Consider the following 16963-nt stretch of genomic DNA (forward strand, 5'->3'; position numbering starts at 1 on the left):
ATAGCCGGAACCGCTTACGCCCCGCGCCGTCCGCAGCGCCCGGGGCTGGCCGAGGACTGAATGGGCCGTCACAGTCCCTCAGCGGGAAGCGTTTCCAGCCGGAAACCGTTCAGATCGAATGCGCAATATGGGCTCACCACCCACCCCAGCAGAGGTCTCCCATGCACATCCATCGACTCATGGCCGGCGCCGTGGCCTCTGTACTGGCGCTGGGCGCCATCGCCCCGGCCTTCGCCGACAACGATCACCGTGGTCGCGACCACGACCGCCGAGAATGGCGCGAAGATCGCCGCGAGTGGCGCCACGACCGTCGCGACTGGGAACGCGACCGCCGCGAAGCGCGCCGTGACTACCGCCACGACCGCCGCTACGACCATGGCTACTACCGCCCGGCACCGCCGCCGCCGCGCGTGGTCTACAGCCCGGGCTACCGGCCCGGCTATGGCTATGGCTGGCAGCGCGGCCACCGCTATCGCGATTACTACCGCGGCCCGATCTACGTCGTGAACGACTACCCGCGCTACCACCTGCGCCGCCCGCCGTCCGGCCACCACTGGATCCGCGATGACCGCGGCAACATGCTGCTGGTGGCCGTGGCAACCGGCATCATCGCCGACTACATCATCAACAACCGTTGATGCAGCGCCGGGGTCGGAGCCCTTTCCAACGGAAGGGGCTCCGACCCCACAACGCCATTCGACACCATACGGGGCCGGATTCGTTCGTCGAATCCGGCCCCGGTCGTTTCGGCCCCAGCAGGCCGGGGCGGGGCTACAATCAAGGGCTGAGCCGCATCCCTTTCCCCGCCTGCTGGAGTAACCGATGTTCCCGCGTGACGTCCGCATCGAAACCTACGATCCCGAACTGGCCAAGGCCATCGCCGCCGAAACCCAGCGCCAGGAAGACCACGTCGAGCTGATCGCCAGCGAGAACTACACCAGCCCGGCGGTGATGGAAGCCCAGGGCAGCCAGCTGACCAACAAGTACGCCGAAGGCTACCCGGGCAAGCGCTACTACGGTGGCTGCGAATACGTGGACATCGCCGAACAGCTGGCGATCGACCGCCTGAAGGAACTGTTCGGCGCGGACTACGCCAACGTGCAGCCGCACAGCGGTTCGCAGGCCAACCAGGCCGTGTACTTCGCGCTGCTCCAGCCGGGCGACACCATCCTCGGCATGAGCCTGGCCCACGGCGGCCACCTCACCCACGGCGCCAAGGTCAACGCCTCGGGCAAGCTGTTCAACGCCGTGCAGTACGGCGTCAACGACCAGGGCCTGATCGATTACGACGAAGTCGAGCGCCTGGCCCTGGAGCATAAGCCGAAGATGGTCGTGGCCGGCTTCTCGGCCTACTCGCAGGTGATCGACTGGGCGCGCTTCCGCGCCATCGCCGACAAGGTCGGTGCCTACCTGTTCGTCGACATGGCGCACGTCGCCGGCCTGGTTGCTGCTGGCGTCTACCCGAGCCCGCTGGAACATGCGCACGTGGTCACCTCGACCACCCACAAGACCCTGCGCGGCCCGCGCGGCGGCATCATCGTCGCCAAGGGCGCCGACGAAGACCTGGTCAAGAAGCTGCAGTCGATCGTGTTCCCGGGCATCCAGGGCGGTCCGCTGATGCACGTCATCGCCGGCAAGGCCGTGGCCTTCAAGGAAGCGCTGGAGCCGGGCTTCAAGGCCTACCAGCAGCAGGTGGTGAAGAACGCGCAGGCGATGGCCAACACGCTCATCGCGCGCGGCTACAAGATCGTCTCCGGGGGCACCCAGAACCACCTGATGCTGGTCGACATGATCGGCAAGGACGTGTCCGGCAAGGACGCGGAAGCTGCGCTGGGCAAGGCCCATATCACCGTCAACAAGAACTCGGTGCCGAACGACCCGCGTTCGCCGTTCGTGACTTCGGGCCTGCGCCTGGGCACCCCGGCAGTGACCACCCGCGGTTACCTGGAACAGGACTGCGTGGACCTGGCCAACTGGATCGCCGACGTGCTCGACGCCCCGGCCGATGAGGCCGTGATCGCCCGCGTGCGTGATGCGGTCAGCGCGCAGTGCCGCAAGTACCCGGTCTACGGTTGATCGGGCACTGGGGTCGGAGCCCTTCCCTGCGGGAAGGGTTCTGACCCCGGCACCGGAGTACCCGCGCATGGATGAGCGCCGCCTCAGGTATCTCTATGCAGCCTTGGCTGTGCTCTTCGGCCTGCCCAGCTTGGTAGGCGGCGGGGCCGCAGCGATGCTGCTGCTGTTGATGGGCCTGGGCCAGTTTGGTCACGGCACCCTGGCATCGGTGACGCTGATGCCGCTGTGGGGCCTGGCCGGCATGGCCGGCTGCCTGGCCTGGCTGTGGCTCAGTGCGGGTTACCTGATGCACGGACGTGCCGGCCTGCGGGTGCGGCCGGTCTGGTGGTGGATGTTGCTGGCCGGAGGTCTGGCCGCCTTCCCGCCGCTGGGGCTGGCGGCGTGGTGGAGCGTCAAGGTTCACGCCGAAGGCTTCGGACTGCTGCTGCTGGGGCCGTCGATGCTGGTCCCGGCCGCCATGCTGTTGTGGCTGCGACCACGCACGTGAAGCAAGCAGCCAGCAAGGAGATTCGAACGCATGGATGAGCGCCTGCACAAACGCCTGTATATCGCCCAATGCCTGCTGCTGGGGTTGCCTGCACTGGTGGCCGGTGGCGGCGTCGCCGGCTTCGGCATCTACACCTTCCTGACCCGCCACGGCCTGATGCGCGGCGACGAAGGTGCGGTGCTGTTGCTGTGGGCGCTGGCGGGTGTGATCGGCTTGCTGGCCTGGTTGTGGCTCAGCATCTGCTACTTGAAGCGCGGGCGCGATGGCCTGCGGCACACCGCCCGTATTCCCTGGATCGGCTTGGCGCTGGGCGCCATGGCGGCGCTGGCGGTGATCGGCGTGGTGCTTTTCAGCTTGTTTGCCGGCAGCCCCTGGCAGGTACTGGGCTATCTGGTACCGGGCGTGCCGCTGCTGGTGCCGACTGCGCATCTGGTGTGGTTGCGTCGCGCTCCGGGCCTTGCCGGACAAGGCTGATTGCCGCCTGCATTTGCTGCAAAACCCCTTCTCAGGTACCTTTGCGACGCTACCACGACCGTGGCAGCAGGTATTCCCCTGAGCCAGGCGTTCAATGCATTGCCCCTTCTGCCAGCATGCCGATACACGGGTCATCGACTCGCGCGTCTCCGAAGACGGCGCGACGATTCGCCGTCGGCGTGAGTGCGAGGCGTGCAACGAACGCTTCAGTACGCTGGAAACCGTTGAACTGAAGCTGCCGGCCATCGTCAAGAGCGATGGCACCCGTGAAGCCTTCGATGCCCGCAAGGTCCGCGCCGGCTTTGACCGCGCGCTGCAGAAGCGTGCGGTGCCGGAAGAGAAGATTGAAGCGGCGGTGCGCGCAGTGGTGCATCAGCTGCGCATCAGCGGCGAACGCGAAGTGCCGTCGATCAAAGTAGGCGAGTTCGTGATGAATGAACTGCGCAAGCTTGACCATGTCGGTTATGTGCGTTTCGCTTCGGTGTACCGCAGCTTTGAGGACGTGGCCGATTTTCGCGAGGAAATCGAGAAGCTCGAACGCGACCTGCCTTCCAGCACCGAGCAACTGCAACTGCTGGGCGATGTGATTGCCCTGACCAAGAAAAAGAAGGGCTGACGGCCTTTGCTTCGGTAGCCGCCAACCTTGGTTGGCGCCGTGCCGCCCATCCACGCATGGCGTGGATCTACTGGGCCTTGGCTGGCATCGTGCTGACGGCGGTACCATGGCGGCATGAGCATATCGTTCACCGTCCTTGACCACCTGCACATGGCTGCCGCATTGCGGCTTGCCGAGCGCGGTGCCTATACCACCCGTCCCAATCCGATGGTCGGCTGTGTGATCGCCCATGGCGAGCGCGTGGTCGGGCAGGGCTGGCACCAGCGCGCTGGCGGCCCGCATGCCGAAGTGTTCGCCCTGCGCGAAGCCGGCACCGAAGCGCGTGGTGCCACCGCCTACGTCACCTTGGAACCGTGCGCGCATTACGGCCGCACGCCGCCGTGCGCACTGGCGCTGATCGAAGCCGGCGTGTCGCGCGTGGTCGCGGCAATGCGCGACCCGTTCCCGAAAGTCGATGGCGGTGGCTTCGACCTGCTGCGCGACGCCGGCATCGAGGTCGCCGAGGGCTTGATGGCGGCACAGGCGCGGGAACTCAACAAGGGCTTCCTGTCGCGCGTGGAGCGCGGTCGTCCGTGGTTGCGGGTGAAGCTGGCCGCCAGCCTCGATGGCCGTACCGCGATGGCCGACGGCAGCTCGAAGTGGATCACCGGCCCCGCCGCTCGCGAAGATGTGCAGCACTGGCGCGCGCGCGCTGGCGCGATCCTCACCGGCGCCGACACCGTCATCGCCGACGACCCGATGCTGACCGTGCGCCTGGCTGACACTGAAGTCATGCCGCCACTGCGCGTCGTCCTCGATTCACGCCTGCGCTCGCTGGAATGCAGCCGTGTGCGCGAAGGTGGGGCGCCCACGCTGTACCTGCACGATGCAATGATCAGCCCGCCCGACGCTGCCGATGCTGCGTTCGCCAGCGTGGCGGTGCGTCACGGTCGCCTTGATCTGGGCGCGGTGTTGGCACTGCTGGCCGAGCGCGGCATCAACGAGGTGCACACCGAAGCCGGTGCAACGCTGGCCGGCGCGCTGGTGCGTGGTGGCTGGGTGGACGAGTTGCTGATGTACCAGGCGCCAACACTGCTGGGCGACAGCGGCCGCCCGTTGCTGGCCGACCTCGGCATCGACGTGATGGACCAACAGCGTCGATTGCATGTGGTCGACCAGCGCCAGGTGGGTGAGGATCTGCGGTTGCTGCTGCGGCCATGAAGAAGGGGACGGAGGGGATTACGTCGTTTGTGGCAAAAACGCCGTAATCCCCTCCGTCCCCTTTTTCAGTTCAACGATCCTCGCCAGGCGGGTGCTCGTTCCACTCGAAGAACGGCAGGAACGCATCGGCCAGTTCGCCCATCAGCGGCGAGGGGTTCTGTACGCGCCAAGCGCCGCCGTCATGATCGCGCTCGAAGGACACGGTGATGATCCTTTCCCGGTCCGGTGCCGTCGCGATCATCTGCGTATACGCGCTCGCCAGTTCGCTCGCCATCTGCGGGGGATGCGGTCCGTTGAATGGCACCGGGTGATGCCGATAGACGGGCAGCAGGGCCGTCAGGTCCGGCAGGTGGCAACGGTAGTCAACATCGGCAATGTCTGCCTGCGGATGGTGCACGCTGCCGACATTGCAACGCACCGAGGTCTGGCGCCTGCGCAGGGCCGCGGCGGCCTGCGGCCAATCGGCCATTTCAGGCGCCTGCTCCAGATGGCTTACGCTCGCCAGCGCCGCCGCGATCGCCGGGCCATTGGATGTACCCAGATAGCGGCCCAGCTCGGCCTGGGCGGCGGTATCGCCGTGCACGATCACCTGTGCGTACAGCTCGAACACGTGTCCGGGCGTGGGCACAGGCGGCGCCGCCAGTGCCGCAACCGGGGCCAGCAATGCAGCCAGCCCCAGTCGCTTCAGCGCAGTGAACTCACGCGCACGCATCGGTCCACATCATCTCGGCCATCGGACGCAGTGCCTTGCACTCCTGCGTCATTTCCTCGGCCGACATCACCTGCGTCTTGGCCTTCAACTCTTCGGTCATCGCATCCACACCGCTGATCTGGTCCGGTGCGATCTTCGCCACGCAGCTGCGGTGCTGCTGCAGCAGCAGATCGCAGGCCGGCACGCCGGTCACCTTCGGTGCCTTGGCTGCTTCAACGTCCTGCATCCAGCTATCGAACGGCGCCAGCGCATCCAGCACCGGGCCCACCAGATCATCGAAGTTGCTGCTGTACCAGTAGCCCTTGTCCTTGGCGGTGTACAGGGTGAGGGTGCCGGTCACGGCCTTGCGCGGGCCACTCTGCAGGGCCTGGGTATAGGCCTCGGTGAAGCGCGCGCGCGGAGCCTTGTCCCCACCCGTCAGGCTGGCCAGGAACAACGGCTGCACGCTGCCCAGGTCGGCCAGCTGGCAGCTGAAATCGACCTTGGCGATCTTCTGGTCGTCCACGAATTCGTTGTCTTCCACCGTGCTGCGCGTGGCACGGCACTGCGAGGCCTTCAGCGCCTTGGCATACATCGCTTCCGCCGCTGCCGGATCGCCCTTCACTCCAGCCACGGCCAGCACCGTCTGCCACGGCTCGGCCAGCGCCTGGGCCATCATGCCCGGCACCGGCGTTACCGAATCCTGGCCGTCGAAGGCCGGCTTCAATGCATCGTTGAGCGTGCGCGTGGCGGCGGCATCGTCTTCCAGCAATGCGCGTGCGTACAGATCGAAGGTCTGTTCGGGGCTCAGCTGCGCCGGGGCAGCCGCGGCGAACAAGGGGGCGCACAGCAGTGCGGTGGCCAGCAGGCCGCGGATCGGGGTCTTCATGACGGTGTTCCTGTTCCAGAGGGCGGCAAGCCTAGCGCAATTGTCATTGCATTCGATGGCGTGCCGCAGCCAAGCGTATTGCGCGCGACGGCCAACAAAAAACGGGCCCCTTGCGGAGCCCGTTCGATCGCACGACGAGGATCGGGCAATCAGAAGCTGGCGCGCACGCCGGCCGAGTACTGGGTGACGTCGCGGTAGCCGGAGATCTCGCCCACCAGACCCCAGGTCCGGGTGAAGTTGATCTGGCCGCCGACGGTGCCGACCCAGGTGCCCTTGAATTCGTTGCCACCGTCCATGTAACCGGCCTTGATCCAGGCTTCGGTCATGCGCGAAGGCTTGCCACGCAGGCCCATGGTGGCGCGCACCAGGTTGGTGTGGTCCTTCACGCTGAAGCGGCCGTAGTCCACGTCCTTGACGGTGATTTCAGCCTGCTGGCGGACCCAGGCGATGTCGGCGGTGTAGTCGACGCGGTCGCTGAAGGGCATGTGGTAACCGATGCCCAGCTCCGGCTGGTTCAGCTTGAGCTTCATCGAGCCGTAGTCGTAGTCGTACGACTTGCTGCCGTAGTTCCAGCCGCCGAACACGTGCACCTGCTCGGCCAGCGCGATCGAACCGCGCACGTAACCACCATCAACCTTCGGGTCGTTGAACACGTCGTCGTCGGTCTTGACCTGGGTCCAGCCGCCTTCGACGTAGGTGTAGCTCAGGGCGTCGGCGGAGGCCGAGAACGGGGCAGCGGCCAGCAGGGCGGCCACGATCAGGATCTTGCGCATGGGAATTCCTGTGAATTTCAGTCCATTGGCGGCCCACCTGTGCGGCAGTCCGTGGCGACCTCATGTCGTCCGACCGCCGATTTTAATGAAAGTTTTACGAAATGCGAGCGACGGCCGTCACAGGCTCGGACGCGCCCGGGTGGGGTCAGAGCCCTTTCCTGCGGAAAGGGATCCGACCCCCGGGGCATCCGGCCCCGTTCAGCCCGGGCTGTTACACTTGGCGGGCCGGTTCGCCGGTACACAAACGTCTTCAGGGCGGGGTGCAATTCCCCACCGGCGGTAGGTGCGCAAGCACGAGCCCGCGAGCGCCCCGGCCTTACCGTCGGGGGTCAGCAGATCCGGTCCAATGCCGGAGCCGACGGTCATAGTCCGGATGAAAGAAGACGGTGCCACAGGGCCTTTGCGGCCCTGCGCCCGCCTGTTTGCCTTGCGGCGTTTTTCGCTCACTTTTCGCGGAGAACGTTACTTGTTTACTGGAATCATCGAAGGCGTCGGCCGTCTGGCCGCACGCGAATCCATCGGCGGCGATGTCCGCTTCACCTTCGACGTCGGCAGCCTGCCGTTCGACAACGTGCAGATGGGCGAGAGCATCGCCATCAACGGCGTCTGCCTCACCGTCATCGCGTTCGACGCCGGCAGCTTCCAGGCCGATGCGTCCACCGAGACCCTGGGCCTGACCACGCTGGGCCAACTGGCCGAAGGTGCGGTCATCAACCTCGAACGTGCCATGCGCCCGACCGACCGCCTCGGCGGCCATCTGGTCAGCGGCCACGTCGACGGCCTCGGCCAGGTCCTGTCCATCCATGAAGATGCGCGTGCCCAGCGCTGGCGTTTCGCCGCGCCGGCCGCCCTGCGCCGCTACATCGCCAAGAAGGGCTCGATCTGCGTGGACGGCGTCAGCCTCACCGTGAACGAAGTGGACGAGGAAGGCTTTGAAGTGGCGCTGATCCCGCACACCGTGGCCAATACCGCGTTCTCCGCCACCGGCGTGGGCAGCGCGGTGAACCTGGAAATCGACCTGGTCGCTCGTTATGTCGAGCGGTTGCTGGGTGAAGGAGCCCGCGCATGAACTTCGCCCCCATTCCCGACATCCTGGAAGACATCCGCCTCGGCCGCATGGTCGTCATCGTCGATGACGAAGACCGCGAGAACGAAGGCGACCTGATCATGGCCGCCGAGCTGGTCAAGGCCAGCGACATCAACTTCATGGTCACCCATGGCCGCGGCCTGGTGTGCCTGCCGCTCACCCGCACCCGCGCCGCCGACCTCGGCCTGGCGCCGATGGTGCAGGCCAATACCGCGCAGTTCCAGACCAACTTCACCGTCAGCATCGAAGCGGCCGAGGGCGTGACTACCGGCATCTCGGCACACGACCGCGCGCACACCATCCGCACCGCGGTGAAGCCCAATGCCAAGCCGTCGGACCTGCACCAGCCGGGCCACATCTTCCCGCTGATTGCCCAGCCCGGTGGCGTGCTGACCCGCGCCGGCCACACCGAAGCCGGCGTCGACCTGGCCATGCTGGCCGGGCTGGAACCGGCCGGCGTGCTGGTGGAGATCCTCAACCCGGACGGCAGCATGGCGCGCCGCCCGGAGCTGGAAGTGTTCGCCCGCGAGCACGGCCTGAAGATGGGCTCCATCGCCGACCTGATCGCCTATCGCCTGGCCACCGAAAAGACTGTCGAGCGCGTGGACGAGCGTGATATCGACACCGAGTTCGGCCCGTTCAAGCTGGTCACCTACCGCGACCGCATCGCCCACGACCTGCATTTCGCCCTGGTCCGCGGCACCCCGGATGCGGACACGCCCACCCTGGTGCGCGTGCAGGTGGAAAACCCGCTGGCCGACCTGCTGCACTGGCGCCGCGATGACTTCGGCGTGGCGGCCACCGATGCCCTGCGCGCGATCGCCGCGGAAGGCAGTGGCGTGATGGTGGTGCTGTCGGCCCCGCGCGACGGCGAAGCGCTGTTGGCCCGCCTGCGCCAGCAGCCGGCGCCGGTGGTGCCGGGCAAGGACAAGGATGTGGGCCAGTGGCGCCGCAACGGTGCCGGTGCGCAGATCCTGTCCGACCTGGGCCTGGGCAAGCTGCGCGTGCTGGGCACGCCCCGCCGCCAGATCGGCCTGGCCGGGTACGGCCTGGAAGTGGTGGAGACGGTCACCCCGTAACCCGCTCGGTGTGCCGACCAACAGTCGGCACCCACAAAGGGGCGGCCCACTGCAGCTGGTGGGTGCCGACCGTTGGTCGGCACACCCCGGGCCCCCGCCAGCCACGGCCGGGGCCCATCCACGGTAGAATTACCCCTTAATCGAATCCCAAGCCGCATATGAGCCACTACGAAGGCGATCTTCGCACTCCCGAATCGGCGCGCTTCGCCATCCTGGCCAGCCGCTGGAACGCCCGCATCACCGATGTGCTGGTTGCTGGCGCCCGCCAGAGCCTGGCCGGCAACGGCATTGCCGAAGCCAACATCGACGTGATCCGCGTGCCGGGTGCCTGGGAGCTGCCGCTGGTCGCCGCGCGCCTGGCCGCCGCCCATGAACACGCCGCCATCCTCACCCTGGGCTGCGTGATCCGTGGCGACACCCGCCACTACGAACACGTGGCCGACCGCTGTGCCGAAGGCCTGATGCGCGTGCAGCTGGACTTCGGCGTGCCGGTGCTGAACGGCGTGCTGGCCGTGGAACGCGTGGAAGATGCCGAGGCCCGCGCAGGCGGCAGCCACGGCAACAAGGGCGAGGAAGTCGCGCTCGCCGCATTGGAAATGGTCAACCTTCTGGAGCAGCTGCCATGAACAAGAACACCCAGGGCAAGCCCTCCGGTAAACCCGTCCGCCGCGATGGCATCGATCCGGTGCTGCGCTCGCGCGCGCGCCGTCGTGCCGTGCAGGCCATCTATGCCTGGCAGATCTCCGGCGGCAACGGCCAGTCGCTGATCGCCCAGTTCGCCCACGAACAGGCCCGCGAAATCGCCGACCTGGCGTACTTCGAAGCGCTGGTGCATGGCGTGCTCGACAACCGTCGCGACATCGACGAAGCCTTCGGCCCGTACCTGGACCGTGGCATCGACGAAGTGGACGCGATCGAACGCGCCGTGCTGCGCCTGGCCGGTTACGAACTGCGTTACCGCCTGGACGTGCCGTACCGCGTGGTGATCAACGAAGCCATCGAATCGGCCAAGCGCTTCGGTTCCGAACATGGCCACACCTACGTCAACGGCGTGCTGGATCGTGCCGCCGTGGAATGGCGCAAGGTCGAATCGGGTCACTGACCCACCTGTGGTAATGCCGGCCGCTGGCCGGCAACTGCAGGGATTCTGAGGTTGCCGGCCTGCGGCCGGCACTACCGCCCACCGCGCACGGCGCGGCACGTACAAACGCGGGAGCGCCCCATGTCCCTGGCCGAATTCGCCCTCATCGACCGCATCCGCGCCCGCACCGTCGAGCGCGACGACATCGTGCTCGGCATCGGCGATGACGCCGCGCTGCTGCAGCCGCGCCCGAACGAGCAACTGGTGGTCACCGCCGACACGCTCAACAGCGGCGTGCATTTCCCGGCCGAGACTCCGGCGTTCGACATCGGCTGGAAGACGCTGGCCGTCAACCTGTCCGACCTCGCCGCGATGGGCGCGCGCCCGGCCTGGTGCACGCTGGCGTTGTCGCTGCCCGAAGCCAGCGAAGACTGGATCGATGCCTTCGCCGATGGCTTCTTCGCGCTGGCCGACCAGCACGACATCGCCCTGATCGGCGGTGACACCACGCGTGGCCCCCTGTCGCTGTCGGTTACCGCGATGGGCCAGGTATCCCGCGGCCAGGCCCTGCGTCGTGATCGCGCACAGATTGGCGATGACATCTGGGTCAGCGGCACGCTGGGCGATGCTGCCGGTGCGCTGCGCCTGTGGCAGCAGGGCGCATTGAACGTCACTGCCGCCACCCTGCTGGCCGACTACGAAACCCTGCGCCTGCGCCTGCTGCGTCCCACCCCGCGCGTCACCCTGGGCCTGCGGCTGCGTGCATTCGCGCATGCCGCCGTGGACATCTCCGATGGCCTGCTGGCCGACCTGGGCCACATCGCCGCACGCAGCGGTGTACGCGCCGAAGTCGACGCCGATGCATTGCCGATGTCGTCGGCACTGCGCGAACTGCTCGGCCGCGATGGCGCCCGTGATTGCGCGCTGCACGGCGGCGACGACTACGAACTGTGCTTCACCGCCGCCGCCGACCAGCGCGACGCGCTGCACTACGTCGCCGAATCGCTGGACGTGCCGATCACCCGCATCGGCCGCATCATGGAAGGGCAGGGCGTGCACACCGAAGGCCACGACGGCCCGAGCGGATACGAGCATTTCGCCTGACACACGAGAACGCCGGGCATGGCCCGGCGCTACCGTGTTGCTCTGGTAGGTGCCAACCTTGGTTGGCACGGATGTGTCAGGGTTGCGCGCCAATGCTGCGTCGACCAAGGTCGATGCCTACCAGAACGCCGGGCATGGCCCGGCGCTACCGCGCTGCTCTAGCGGGTGCCAACCTTGGTTGGCACGGATGTGTCAGGGTTGCGCGCCAACGCTGCGTCGACCAAGGTCGACGCCTACCAAAACGCCGGGCATGGCCCGGCGCTACCGTGTTGCTCTGGTAGGTGCCAACCTTGGTTGGCACGGATGTGTCAGGCCTTCGTGCCGACGCTGTGTCGACCAAGGTCGACGCCTACCAGAACGCCGGGCATGGCCCGGCGCTACCGTGTTGCTCCGGTAGGTGCCAACCTTGGTTGGCACGCCGTCTCGTCCTGCATATGGCCTTGCGGCCATGCCAACCAAGGTTGGCAGCTACCAAGGGCAGGGCCGGCGCGTGCAGCAGCCCTGCTTACGCCACCCGCAACTGCACATCCACATACTCGGCCAGCCCACGGCAGGCCAATAGCAGCCCTTCGCGCACGTCATCGCCCACCTGCTGGTCGGCATCGCCGTCCACGCGCACGCGTTCGATGGCGTGCAGCAGTTCCAGCAGCAAGGTCAGCCCGGCATTGGCGCGGTCGATGCGTGCCATCGCGAAACCAAAGCACTGTTTGCGTCCCTTGTCCGGCCACGGTTGGCCGTCTGCAGCGTCCACGTGGCGGATGCGCTGCAGGCAGCCGAGCAGGGTGATGCCTTCGTCGGCGTGGGCGCGCATTGTGCTGCCCAATGTGGTTTCCAGTGCTTTGGCCAGATCGTCCGGCAAGCGTTCGACGGCGTCGCCCAGTGTGGCGAACAGATAGGGATAGAGCGAAGAAGTCATGGCGGCGTCCTTGAGTGCGGAGCAAGGGGCCGCCCTCGCGCTGGGCGAGGGCGGCGGACGGTGCGTGGTTGCAATACCGGAGGTTGATGTAGAAACGCCGGCGGGTACGAGACCCCCACGCACCGCCCGCCATAGGGCGCGGACGGATTGCCTGCCGACGCCGCCCAACAAGGAAAGCGCGACGCCGACAGGCAAGCGTAAACAACACATCAACCTAACGGGATTGCAAGCCCGTGCCACCCGTTGTCGGTGGCGCGCCATGATGTGCACGCAGGTGCTGCTATACCAATCAGAAAAGTTTCAATTTCGAAAATGTTGCAGACGCATATCGAACGCGCTGCGCGAAGCCGAGCACGCCTGCGCGTGCCAGTTGCGACATTTGTTGTGGAGCCGAGTGCATGCTTGGCGCTACGGAGAGCAGAACAGCGCCGGATCTAACCGGCGCCGTTCGTGTTTACATCACCACTTGTAGGCAACGCTCAGGTTCGCCGTCGCTTCGCGGTAGCCACTGTCACCACGCATCACCCCGAACCCGCCCCAGGCACTGAAGCCGGAACGGAATTCCACGCGCGCACCCGCGCTCAGTTCATAGCGGTTGCGCGGGATGCCGGCCTTCAGCACTTCATCGTCGAAGGCGATGCCATTGCCGGCGCCATCGCGGTACCAGTTGGCCGCCAGATACGGGCTGACCGAGGCACCCGCCGCCGGGTGGCCGTCACCCTGCAGGCGCAGGCCAGTACGACCGGACAGGCCGCTGTTGCCCGCTGCGCGCACCACGGTGCCGTTGGTTTCGGTATGCACGTCAGTCTTTGCATCGGTGTAGACCAGCTGCAGTTCCGGCTGCAGGCTCAGCGTGGTAGTGCCGATCTGGCCAATGCCGAAGCGGTAACCGGCTTCCACGGATGACTGCCAGATATCCGAGTCGTAACGCTCTTCGGCCAGGCCGTCGCCCTGCACGCGGTTGCGGAACTGGCCGCGCTGCACGCTGGCATCCACATACAGCGCATCGGTGCTCCAGTTGCCATACACGCCCAGCGCGCCGCCTTCCAACTTGCCACGTGCTCTGTAGCCGGTCACATCCGAGCGCGAGGTGGCGCTGGACTGCGCAATGGTACCCATCACGCCCACACGGCCACGACCATTGTCGAAAACGCCCACGTCCGCACCCAGCTGCAGGCGCGAGCGGTCCACGCGCAGGTCCAGCTGGTCTTCCACGGCCGACAGCTTGCTCTGCGTGGCGTCCACCCGGGCCCAGCCGCGCACGCCGTCAGTGGCGGTGCTGCCGCCGTGGCGATCGCGCAAGCCGTGGCGCAGAAGCTGGTCCATGGCGAACTGGTTGGCCAGATAGGCGCCTGCTTCCGGGCGCAGCAGCGGGCCCGGGTTGATCGGATCAACGGGATCGATCGGATCAACGGGATCCACTGGGTCAACCGGATCAACCGCGGCACATTCCGGCAGCGTGGGATCTGTGTCGCACGGGTCCGGACCTGCGGGAATCTCCGAGCGCAGGTACCAGCCGCCGTCGCTGGCATCCTTGAACAGGAAGTACTCGTACTGCCCGCTCACCGCGCGGCCCCGCAGATCGAACTGCGCATTGGAGGCACCGCCTACACGGATCAGCTCGATGCCCTTGTCGGTCTTCGCACCGGCGCCGCCGGCATTGAGCACCTGCACGTTGGCTTGGCCATTGGCGTCACCGTTGATCACCAGCATGTCGGTGGCCGAACTGTCGTCGCCCAGGTGGGTGTTGAACAGCAGCGTGCCGCCCGCACCATCGAAGGTATCGACGGTAAGGGTATTGAAGGTGCTGCCGTTGCCCAGCGCCACAGTGCCGGTATTGCCCAGGGTGAGGTGGCCAACGTCGCTGTCGCCGGTCATCAGCCAGGTGCTGTCGCTGGCGATGTTGGCGCTGGTGACGTTGATGAAGCGCCCATCGATCTGCGCCCTGTTACGCAGGGCCACGTGCAAGCTGCCCCGGCGTGCGCTGGCATCGTCGCTGGCGACGTGGCCCGCAAGGCGCGAACCGTTAACGGTAAAGCGCACGATGGAGGCGCCACTGTAGCCAGGAATAAATGAGCCGACACGCAGCAGGTGGCCATCGCCGCCGTGAAGCTGCGCACCGTTGGATACGGTGATGTCGAAGACAGGTGCCCGCTCGATCGTGGCGACATGGATGGCTGCTCCGCTGCCACCGATGACGGTTGAATCATCGATGACAAGGCTGCTGTGCGGATCGCCAGCGCTGTATAGAATAACGCCGATGTCATCTGCAACGATGCGGGAGCCATTGCGCACCATCACCCTGCCATGCGCCTGGCGTATGCCGACCCCGGTATTGCCCCGTTGCGGATAGTCGGGCTGCTCTACACGCACGTACGTCGCATCGAGTTCAACGTCTGCGCTCGATGGCGCACCGGCGCTGGGTTCCATCTCGATGCCGATGGTGAAGTATTCGTAGCCAGCCAGCCCTGCAGCGCGCGTGACCTGCACACTGCTGCCGGACAATCGGGCCGACGCCGCGTTCTTCATTATCAAGCCTTGGCCCAGGATTGAAGAGCGGTTGGCGGTGAGTATCGATCTGTCGGCCAGCTGGATAGCGACATCCGTCCTCGAGGGGTCAAAGCGCACTGTGGCATCCGCCAGGACAAGGGAGGATTCATCGAAGGCCTCGAGTTCAAACGTTTCGGCACCATTGACCTGCAGCTGGGAATCCGCTCGCAAGCGCCAGGATTCGATCGGATGGCCCGGCAGTACCTCTGCGGATTCGCCGATCAGTTCCCTTGCTGCGGCAGTATCGACGCACACGGCAAGTGCGGTCAGCAGGCAGTATCCAGGAAGCGCTGAGTGCGGACGTAGCGACCGCCCGCGTGGGGAGGTTGTATCTGATTTCATGGCATGGGTGACTGGGGAGAGAAGGGGAATGCACAGCGAAGATGCCGAGTGCGTTGGCAAGGCATCTCCGCTGCGGTGATGCACTACCAGCGGTAGGCCACGCTGACGTTAGCCGTCGCTTCGCGGTAGCCGTGGTCACCGCGCATCACGCCAAACCCACCCGACGCACTCAGCCCGGAGCGGAAGTCCACCCGCGCACCTGCATTCAATTCGTAGCGATTGCGCGGTACGCTGGCGTTCAGTGCTTCCTCGTCAAACGCCATGCCGTTGCTGGCGCCATCGCGGTACCAGTTCGCCACCACGTACGGGCTGACCGAGGCACCGGCGGCGCTGCGGCCTTCACCCTGCAGGCGCAGGCCTGCACGGCCGGACAAACCGCTGTCACCGAGTGCGCGCACCACGGTGCCGTTGGCTTCGCTGTGCACATCCGTGTTCGCATCGGTGTAGACCAGCTGCAGCTCCGGCTGCAGGGTCAGCGCCGTGCTGCCGATCTGGCCGATGTTGAAGCGATAACCCGCTTCCAGTGACGATTGCCAGAGATCCGAGTCATAGCGTTCCTCGGCCAGGCCTTCGCCCTGCACGCGGTTGCGGAACTGGCCGCGCTGCACGCTGGCATCCACATACAGCGCATCGGTGCTCCAGTTGCCGTAGACGCCCAGCGCGCCGCCTTCCACCTTGCCGCGTGCGCTGTAGCCGGTGATATCCGAACGCGAGGTAGCGCTGGACTGCGCAACGGTACCCATCACACCCACGCGGCCACGGCCGTTGTCGAAAACGCCCACGTCCGCACCCAGCTGCAGGCGCGAGCGGTCCACGCGCAGGTCCAGCTGGTCTTCCACGGCCGACAGCTTGCTCTGCGTGGCGTCCACCCGGGCCCAGCCGCGCACGCCGTCGGTGGCGGTGCTGCCACCCTGGCGGTCGCGCAAGCCATGGCGCAGCAGCTGGTCCAGCGCGAACTGGTTGGCCAGGTACGCGCCTGCTTCCGGGCGCAGCACCGGGCCTGGGTTGATCGGATTGACGGGGTCCACCGGATCGATCGGCCTGCACTCCGGCAGCGTGGGATCGACCACGCACGGGTCCGGCGCGCCGGCCAGCGCCGAGCGTAGGTACCAGCCGCCGTTGCTGGCATCCTTGAACAGGAAGTACTCGTACTGCCCGCCCACCGCGCGGCCCTGCAGATCGAACTGCGCATTGGACGCACCGCCCACGCGGATCAGCTCGATGCCCTTGTCGGTCTTCGCACCGGCGGCACCGGCATTGAGCACGCGCACGTTCGCCTGGCCGCTGGCGTCGCCGTTGATCACCAGCTTGTCGGTCAATGAGCTGTCATCGCCGAGCATGGTGTTGAACAGCAGGGTGCCGCCATTGCCGGTGAAGGTGTCGGCAGTGAGGGTATTGAACGTGCTGCCATTGCCCAGTGCCACGGTGCCGGTACTGCCGAGGCTGAGCTGGCCGACGTTGCTGTCACCGGTCATCAGCCAGGTGCTGTCGCCGTCGATCTCGGCACGGGTGACATTGATGAAACGGCCGTCGATCTGCGCCTTGTTGCGCAGGGCGACATTCAGCCAGCCATTGGTGACGGACACCGGATCGAAGCT

The 16963-nt window shown here is 66.4% G+C and carries 17 protein-coding genes and 1 riboswitch; of the genes, 11 read left to right on the forward strand and 6 right to left on the reverse strand.

Annotated elements, in window-relative coordinates; genetic code table 11:
• The first annotated feature begins 161 nt into the window (after window positions 1-161).
• The 6 genes from BW38_RS00085 to ribD all read left to right on the forward strand — a co-directional run bounded on the left by BW38_RS00085 (window position 162) and on the right by ribD (window position 4853).
• Window positions 162-638 carry an RcnB family protein gene (locus BW38_RS00085; RefSeq protein ID WP_025876662.1) on the forward strand — a complete coding sequence of 159 codons (477 nt, stop codon included), beginning with the start codon at window positions 162-164 and terminating at the stop codon, window positions 636-638.
• A 184-nt stretch (window positions 639-822) separates the two neighbouring features.
• Window positions 823-2076 carry a serine hydroxymethyltransferase gene (glyA, locus tag BW38_RS00080; protein WP_032978943.1) on the forward strand — a complete coding sequence of 418 codons (1254 nt, stop codon included), beginning with the start codon at window positions 823-825 and terminating at the stop codon, window positions 2074-2076.
• Window positions 2077-2143: 67 nt separating this feature from the next.
• Window positions 2144-2563 carry a hypothetical protein gene (locus BW38_RS00075; RefSeq protein ID WP_032978945.1) on the forward strand — a complete coding sequence of 140 codons (420 nt, stop codon included), beginning with the start codon at window positions 2144-2146 and terminating at the stop codon, window positions 2561-2563.
• 30 nt (window positions 2564-2593) lie between these two features.
• Window positions 2594-3037 carry a hypothetical protein gene (locus BW38_RS00070; RefSeq protein WP_032978948.1) on the forward strand — a complete coding sequence of 148 codons (444 nt, stop codon included), beginning with the start codon at window positions 2594-2596 and terminating at the stop codon, window positions 3035-3037.
• 94 nt (window positions 3038-3131) lie between these two features.
• A complete protein-coding gene (gene nrdR, locus BW38_RS00065; protein ID WP_025876654.1) occupies window positions 3132-3653 on the forward strand; it encodes a transcriptional regulator NrdR in 522 nt (173 codons plus the stop codon).
• Window positions 3654-3767: 114 nt separating this feature from the next.
• On the forward strand, window positions 3768-4853 hold the full coding sequence (ribD, locus tag BW38_RS00060) for a bifunctional diaminohydroxyphosphoribosylaminopyrimidine deaminase/5-amino-6-(5-phosphoribosylamino)uracil reductase RibD (protein ID WP_032978951.1): 1086 nt from the start codon (window positions 3768-3770) through the stop codon (window positions 4851-4853).
• A 70-nt stretch (window positions 4854-4923) separates the two neighbouring features.
• On the opposite strand, the gene BW38_RS00055 is transcribed toward ribD, so the two are convergent.
• The 3 genes from BW38_RS00055 to BW38_RS00045 form a co-directional block, all read right to left on the reverse strand.
• Complete coding sequence (locus BW38_RS00055; RefSeq protein ID WP_032978954.1) at window positions 4924-5565, reverse strand: hypothetical protein; 642 nt, start codon at window positions 5563-5565, stop codon at window positions 4924-4926.
• A complete protein-coding gene (locus tag BW38_RS00050; protein ID WP_032978957.1) occupies window positions 5552-6433 on the reverse strand; it encodes a hypothetical protein in 882 nt (293 codons plus the stop codon). The genes BW38_RS00055 and BW38_RS00050 overlap by 14 nt, the downstream gene beginning before the upstream one ends.
• Before the next feature lie 149 nt (window positions 6434-6582).
• Entirely contained in the window at window positions 6583-7206 is a 624-nt protein-coding gene (locus BW38_RS00045; protein ID WP_025876645.1) for an outer membrane beta-barrel protein, read from the reverse strand.
• A 242-nt stretch (window positions 7207-7448) separates the two neighbouring features.
• Window positions 7449-7595, forward strand: a riboswitch (FMN riboswitch).
• 77 nt (window positions 7596-7672) lie between these two features.
• On the opposite strand from BW38_RS00045, the gene BW38_RS00040 reads away from it, so the two are divergent.
• From BW38_RS00040 to thiL, 5 genes are all read left to right on the forward strand, one after another.
• Window positions 7673-8275 carry a riboflavin synthase gene (locus BW38_RS00040; RefSeq protein WP_032978961.1) on the forward strand — a complete coding sequence of 201 codons (603 nt, stop codon included), beginning with the start codon at window positions 7673-7675 and terminating at the stop codon, window positions 8273-8275.
• Window positions 8272-9372: a 3,4-dihydroxy-2-butanone-4-phosphate synthase gene (gene ribB / locus BW38_RS00035; protein ID WP_032978962.1), complete on the forward strand. Its 1101-nt coding sequence runs from the start codon at window positions 8272-8274 to the stop codon at window positions 9370-9372. The genes BW38_RS00040 and ribB overlap by 4 nt, the downstream gene beginning before the upstream one ends.
• 158 nt (window positions 9373-9530) lie before the next feature.
• On the forward strand, window positions 9531-9998 hold the full coding sequence (ribH, locus tag BW38_RS00030; RefSeq protein WP_025876639.1) for a 6,7-dimethyl-8-ribityllumazine synthase: 468 nt from the start codon (window positions 9531-9533) through the stop codon (window positions 9996-9998).
• Window positions 9995-10474 carry a transcription antitermination factor NusB gene (gene nusB / locus BW38_RS00025; protein ID WP_025876637.1) on the forward strand — a complete coding sequence of 160 codons (480 nt, stop codon included), beginning with the start codon at window positions 9995-9997 and terminating at the stop codon, window positions 10472-10474. The genes ribH and nusB overlap by 4 nt, the downstream gene beginning before the upstream one ends.
• A 120-nt stretch (window positions 10475-10594) precedes the next feature.
• Window positions 10595-11557: a thiamine-phosphate kinase gene (gene thiL / locus BW38_RS00020; RefSeq protein WP_051562411.1), complete on the forward strand. Its 963-nt coding sequence runs from the start codon at window positions 10595-10597 to the stop codon at window positions 11555-11557.
• A gap of 505 nt (window positions 11558-12062) precedes the next feature.
• Here the strand turns inward: thiL and BW38_RS00015 are convergent.
• The 3 genes from BW38_RS00015 to BW38_RS00005 all read right to left on the reverse strand — a co-directional run.
• Window positions 12063-12473, reverse strand: a complete 411-nt coding sequence (locus tag BW38_RS00015) for a hypothetical protein (protein ID WP_032978965.1) — start codon at window positions 12471-12473, stop codon at window positions 12063-12065.
• A 459-nt stretch (window positions 12474-12932) separates the two neighbouring features.
• Entirely contained in the window at window positions 12933-15002 is a 2070-nt protein-coding gene (locus BW38_RS00010; protein ID WP_235190003.1) for an autotransporter outer membrane beta-barrel domain-containing protein, read from the reverse strand.
• A gap of 446 nt (window positions 15003-15448) precedes the next feature.
• On the reverse strand, window positions 15449-16963 hold a 1515-nt coding region (locus BW38_RS00005; protein WP_032978971.1), incomplete at its 5' end, for an autotransporter outer membrane beta-barrel domain-containing protein.

Source organism: Stenotrophomonas sp. RIT309 (genome assembly GCF_000632045.1).
In the GTDB taxonomy this organism is placed as follows: Bacteria; Pseudomonadota; Gammaproteobacteria; order Xanthomonadales; family Xanthomonadaceae; genus Stenotrophomonas; species Stenotrophomonas indicatrix.

Excerpts from the sequence above, each read along its gene's own strand:
- BW38_RS00010 (WP_235190003.1), bottom strand. The coding sequence starts at position 15,002 with ATGAAGAACGCGGCGTCGGCCCGATTGTCCGGCAGCAGTGTGCAGGTC.
- nrdR (WP_025876654.1), top strand. The coding sequence starts at position 3,132 with ATGCATTGCCCCTTCTGCCAGCATGCCGATACACGGGTCATCGACTCG.
- ribB (WP_032978962.1), top strand. The coding sequence starts at position 8,272 with ATGAACTTCGCCCCCATTCCCGACATCCTGGAAGACATCCGCCTCGGC.
- ribD (WP_032978951.1), top strand. The coding sequence starts at position 3,768 with ATGAGCATATCGTTCACCGTCCTTGACCACCTGCACATGGCTGCCGCA.
- BW38_RS00050 (WP_032978957.1), bottom strand. The coding sequence starts at position 6,433 with ATGAAGACCCCGATCCGCGGCCTGCTGGCCACCGCACTGCTGTGCGCC.
- BW38_RS00070 (WP_032978948.1), top strand. The coding sequence starts at position 2,594 with ATGGATGAGCGCCTGCACAAACGCCTGTATATCGCCCAATGCCTGCTG.
- BW38_RS00015 (WP_032978965.1), bottom strand. The coding sequence starts at position 12,473 with ATGACTTCTTCGCTCTATCCCTATCTGTTCGCCACACTGGGCGACGCC.
- BW38_RS00075 (WP_032978945.1), top strand. The coding sequence starts at position 2,144 with ATGGATGAGCGCCGCCTCAGGTATCTCTATGCAGCCTTGGCTGTGCTC.
- ribH (WP_025876639.1), top strand. The coding sequence starts at position 9,531 with ATGAGCCACTACGAAGGCGATCTTCGCACTCCCGAATCGGCGCGCTTC.
- BW38_RS00045 (WP_025876645.1), bottom strand. The coding sequence starts at position 7,206 with ATGCGCAAGATCCTGATCGTGGCCGCCCTGCTGGCCGCTGCCCCGTTC.
- nusB (WP_025876637.1), top strand. The coding sequence starts at position 9,995 with ATGAACAAGAACACCCAGGGCAAGCCCTCCGGTAAACCCGTCCGCCGC.
- thiL (WP_051562411.1), top strand. The coding sequence starts at position 10,595 with ATGTCCCTGGCCGAATTCGCCCTCATCGACCGCATCCGCGCCCGCACC.
- BW38_RS00085 (WP_025876662.1), top strand. The coding sequence starts at position 162 with ATGCACATCCATCGACTCATGGCCGGCGCCGTGGCCTCTGTACTGGCG.
- glyA (WP_032978943.1), top strand. The coding sequence starts at position 823 with ATGTTCCCGCGTGACGTCCGCATCGAAACCTACGATCCCGAACTGGCC.
- BW38_RS00055 (WP_032978954.1), bottom strand. The coding sequence starts at position 5,565 with ATGCGTGCGCGTGAGTTCACTGCGCTGAAGCGACTGGGGCTGGCTGCA.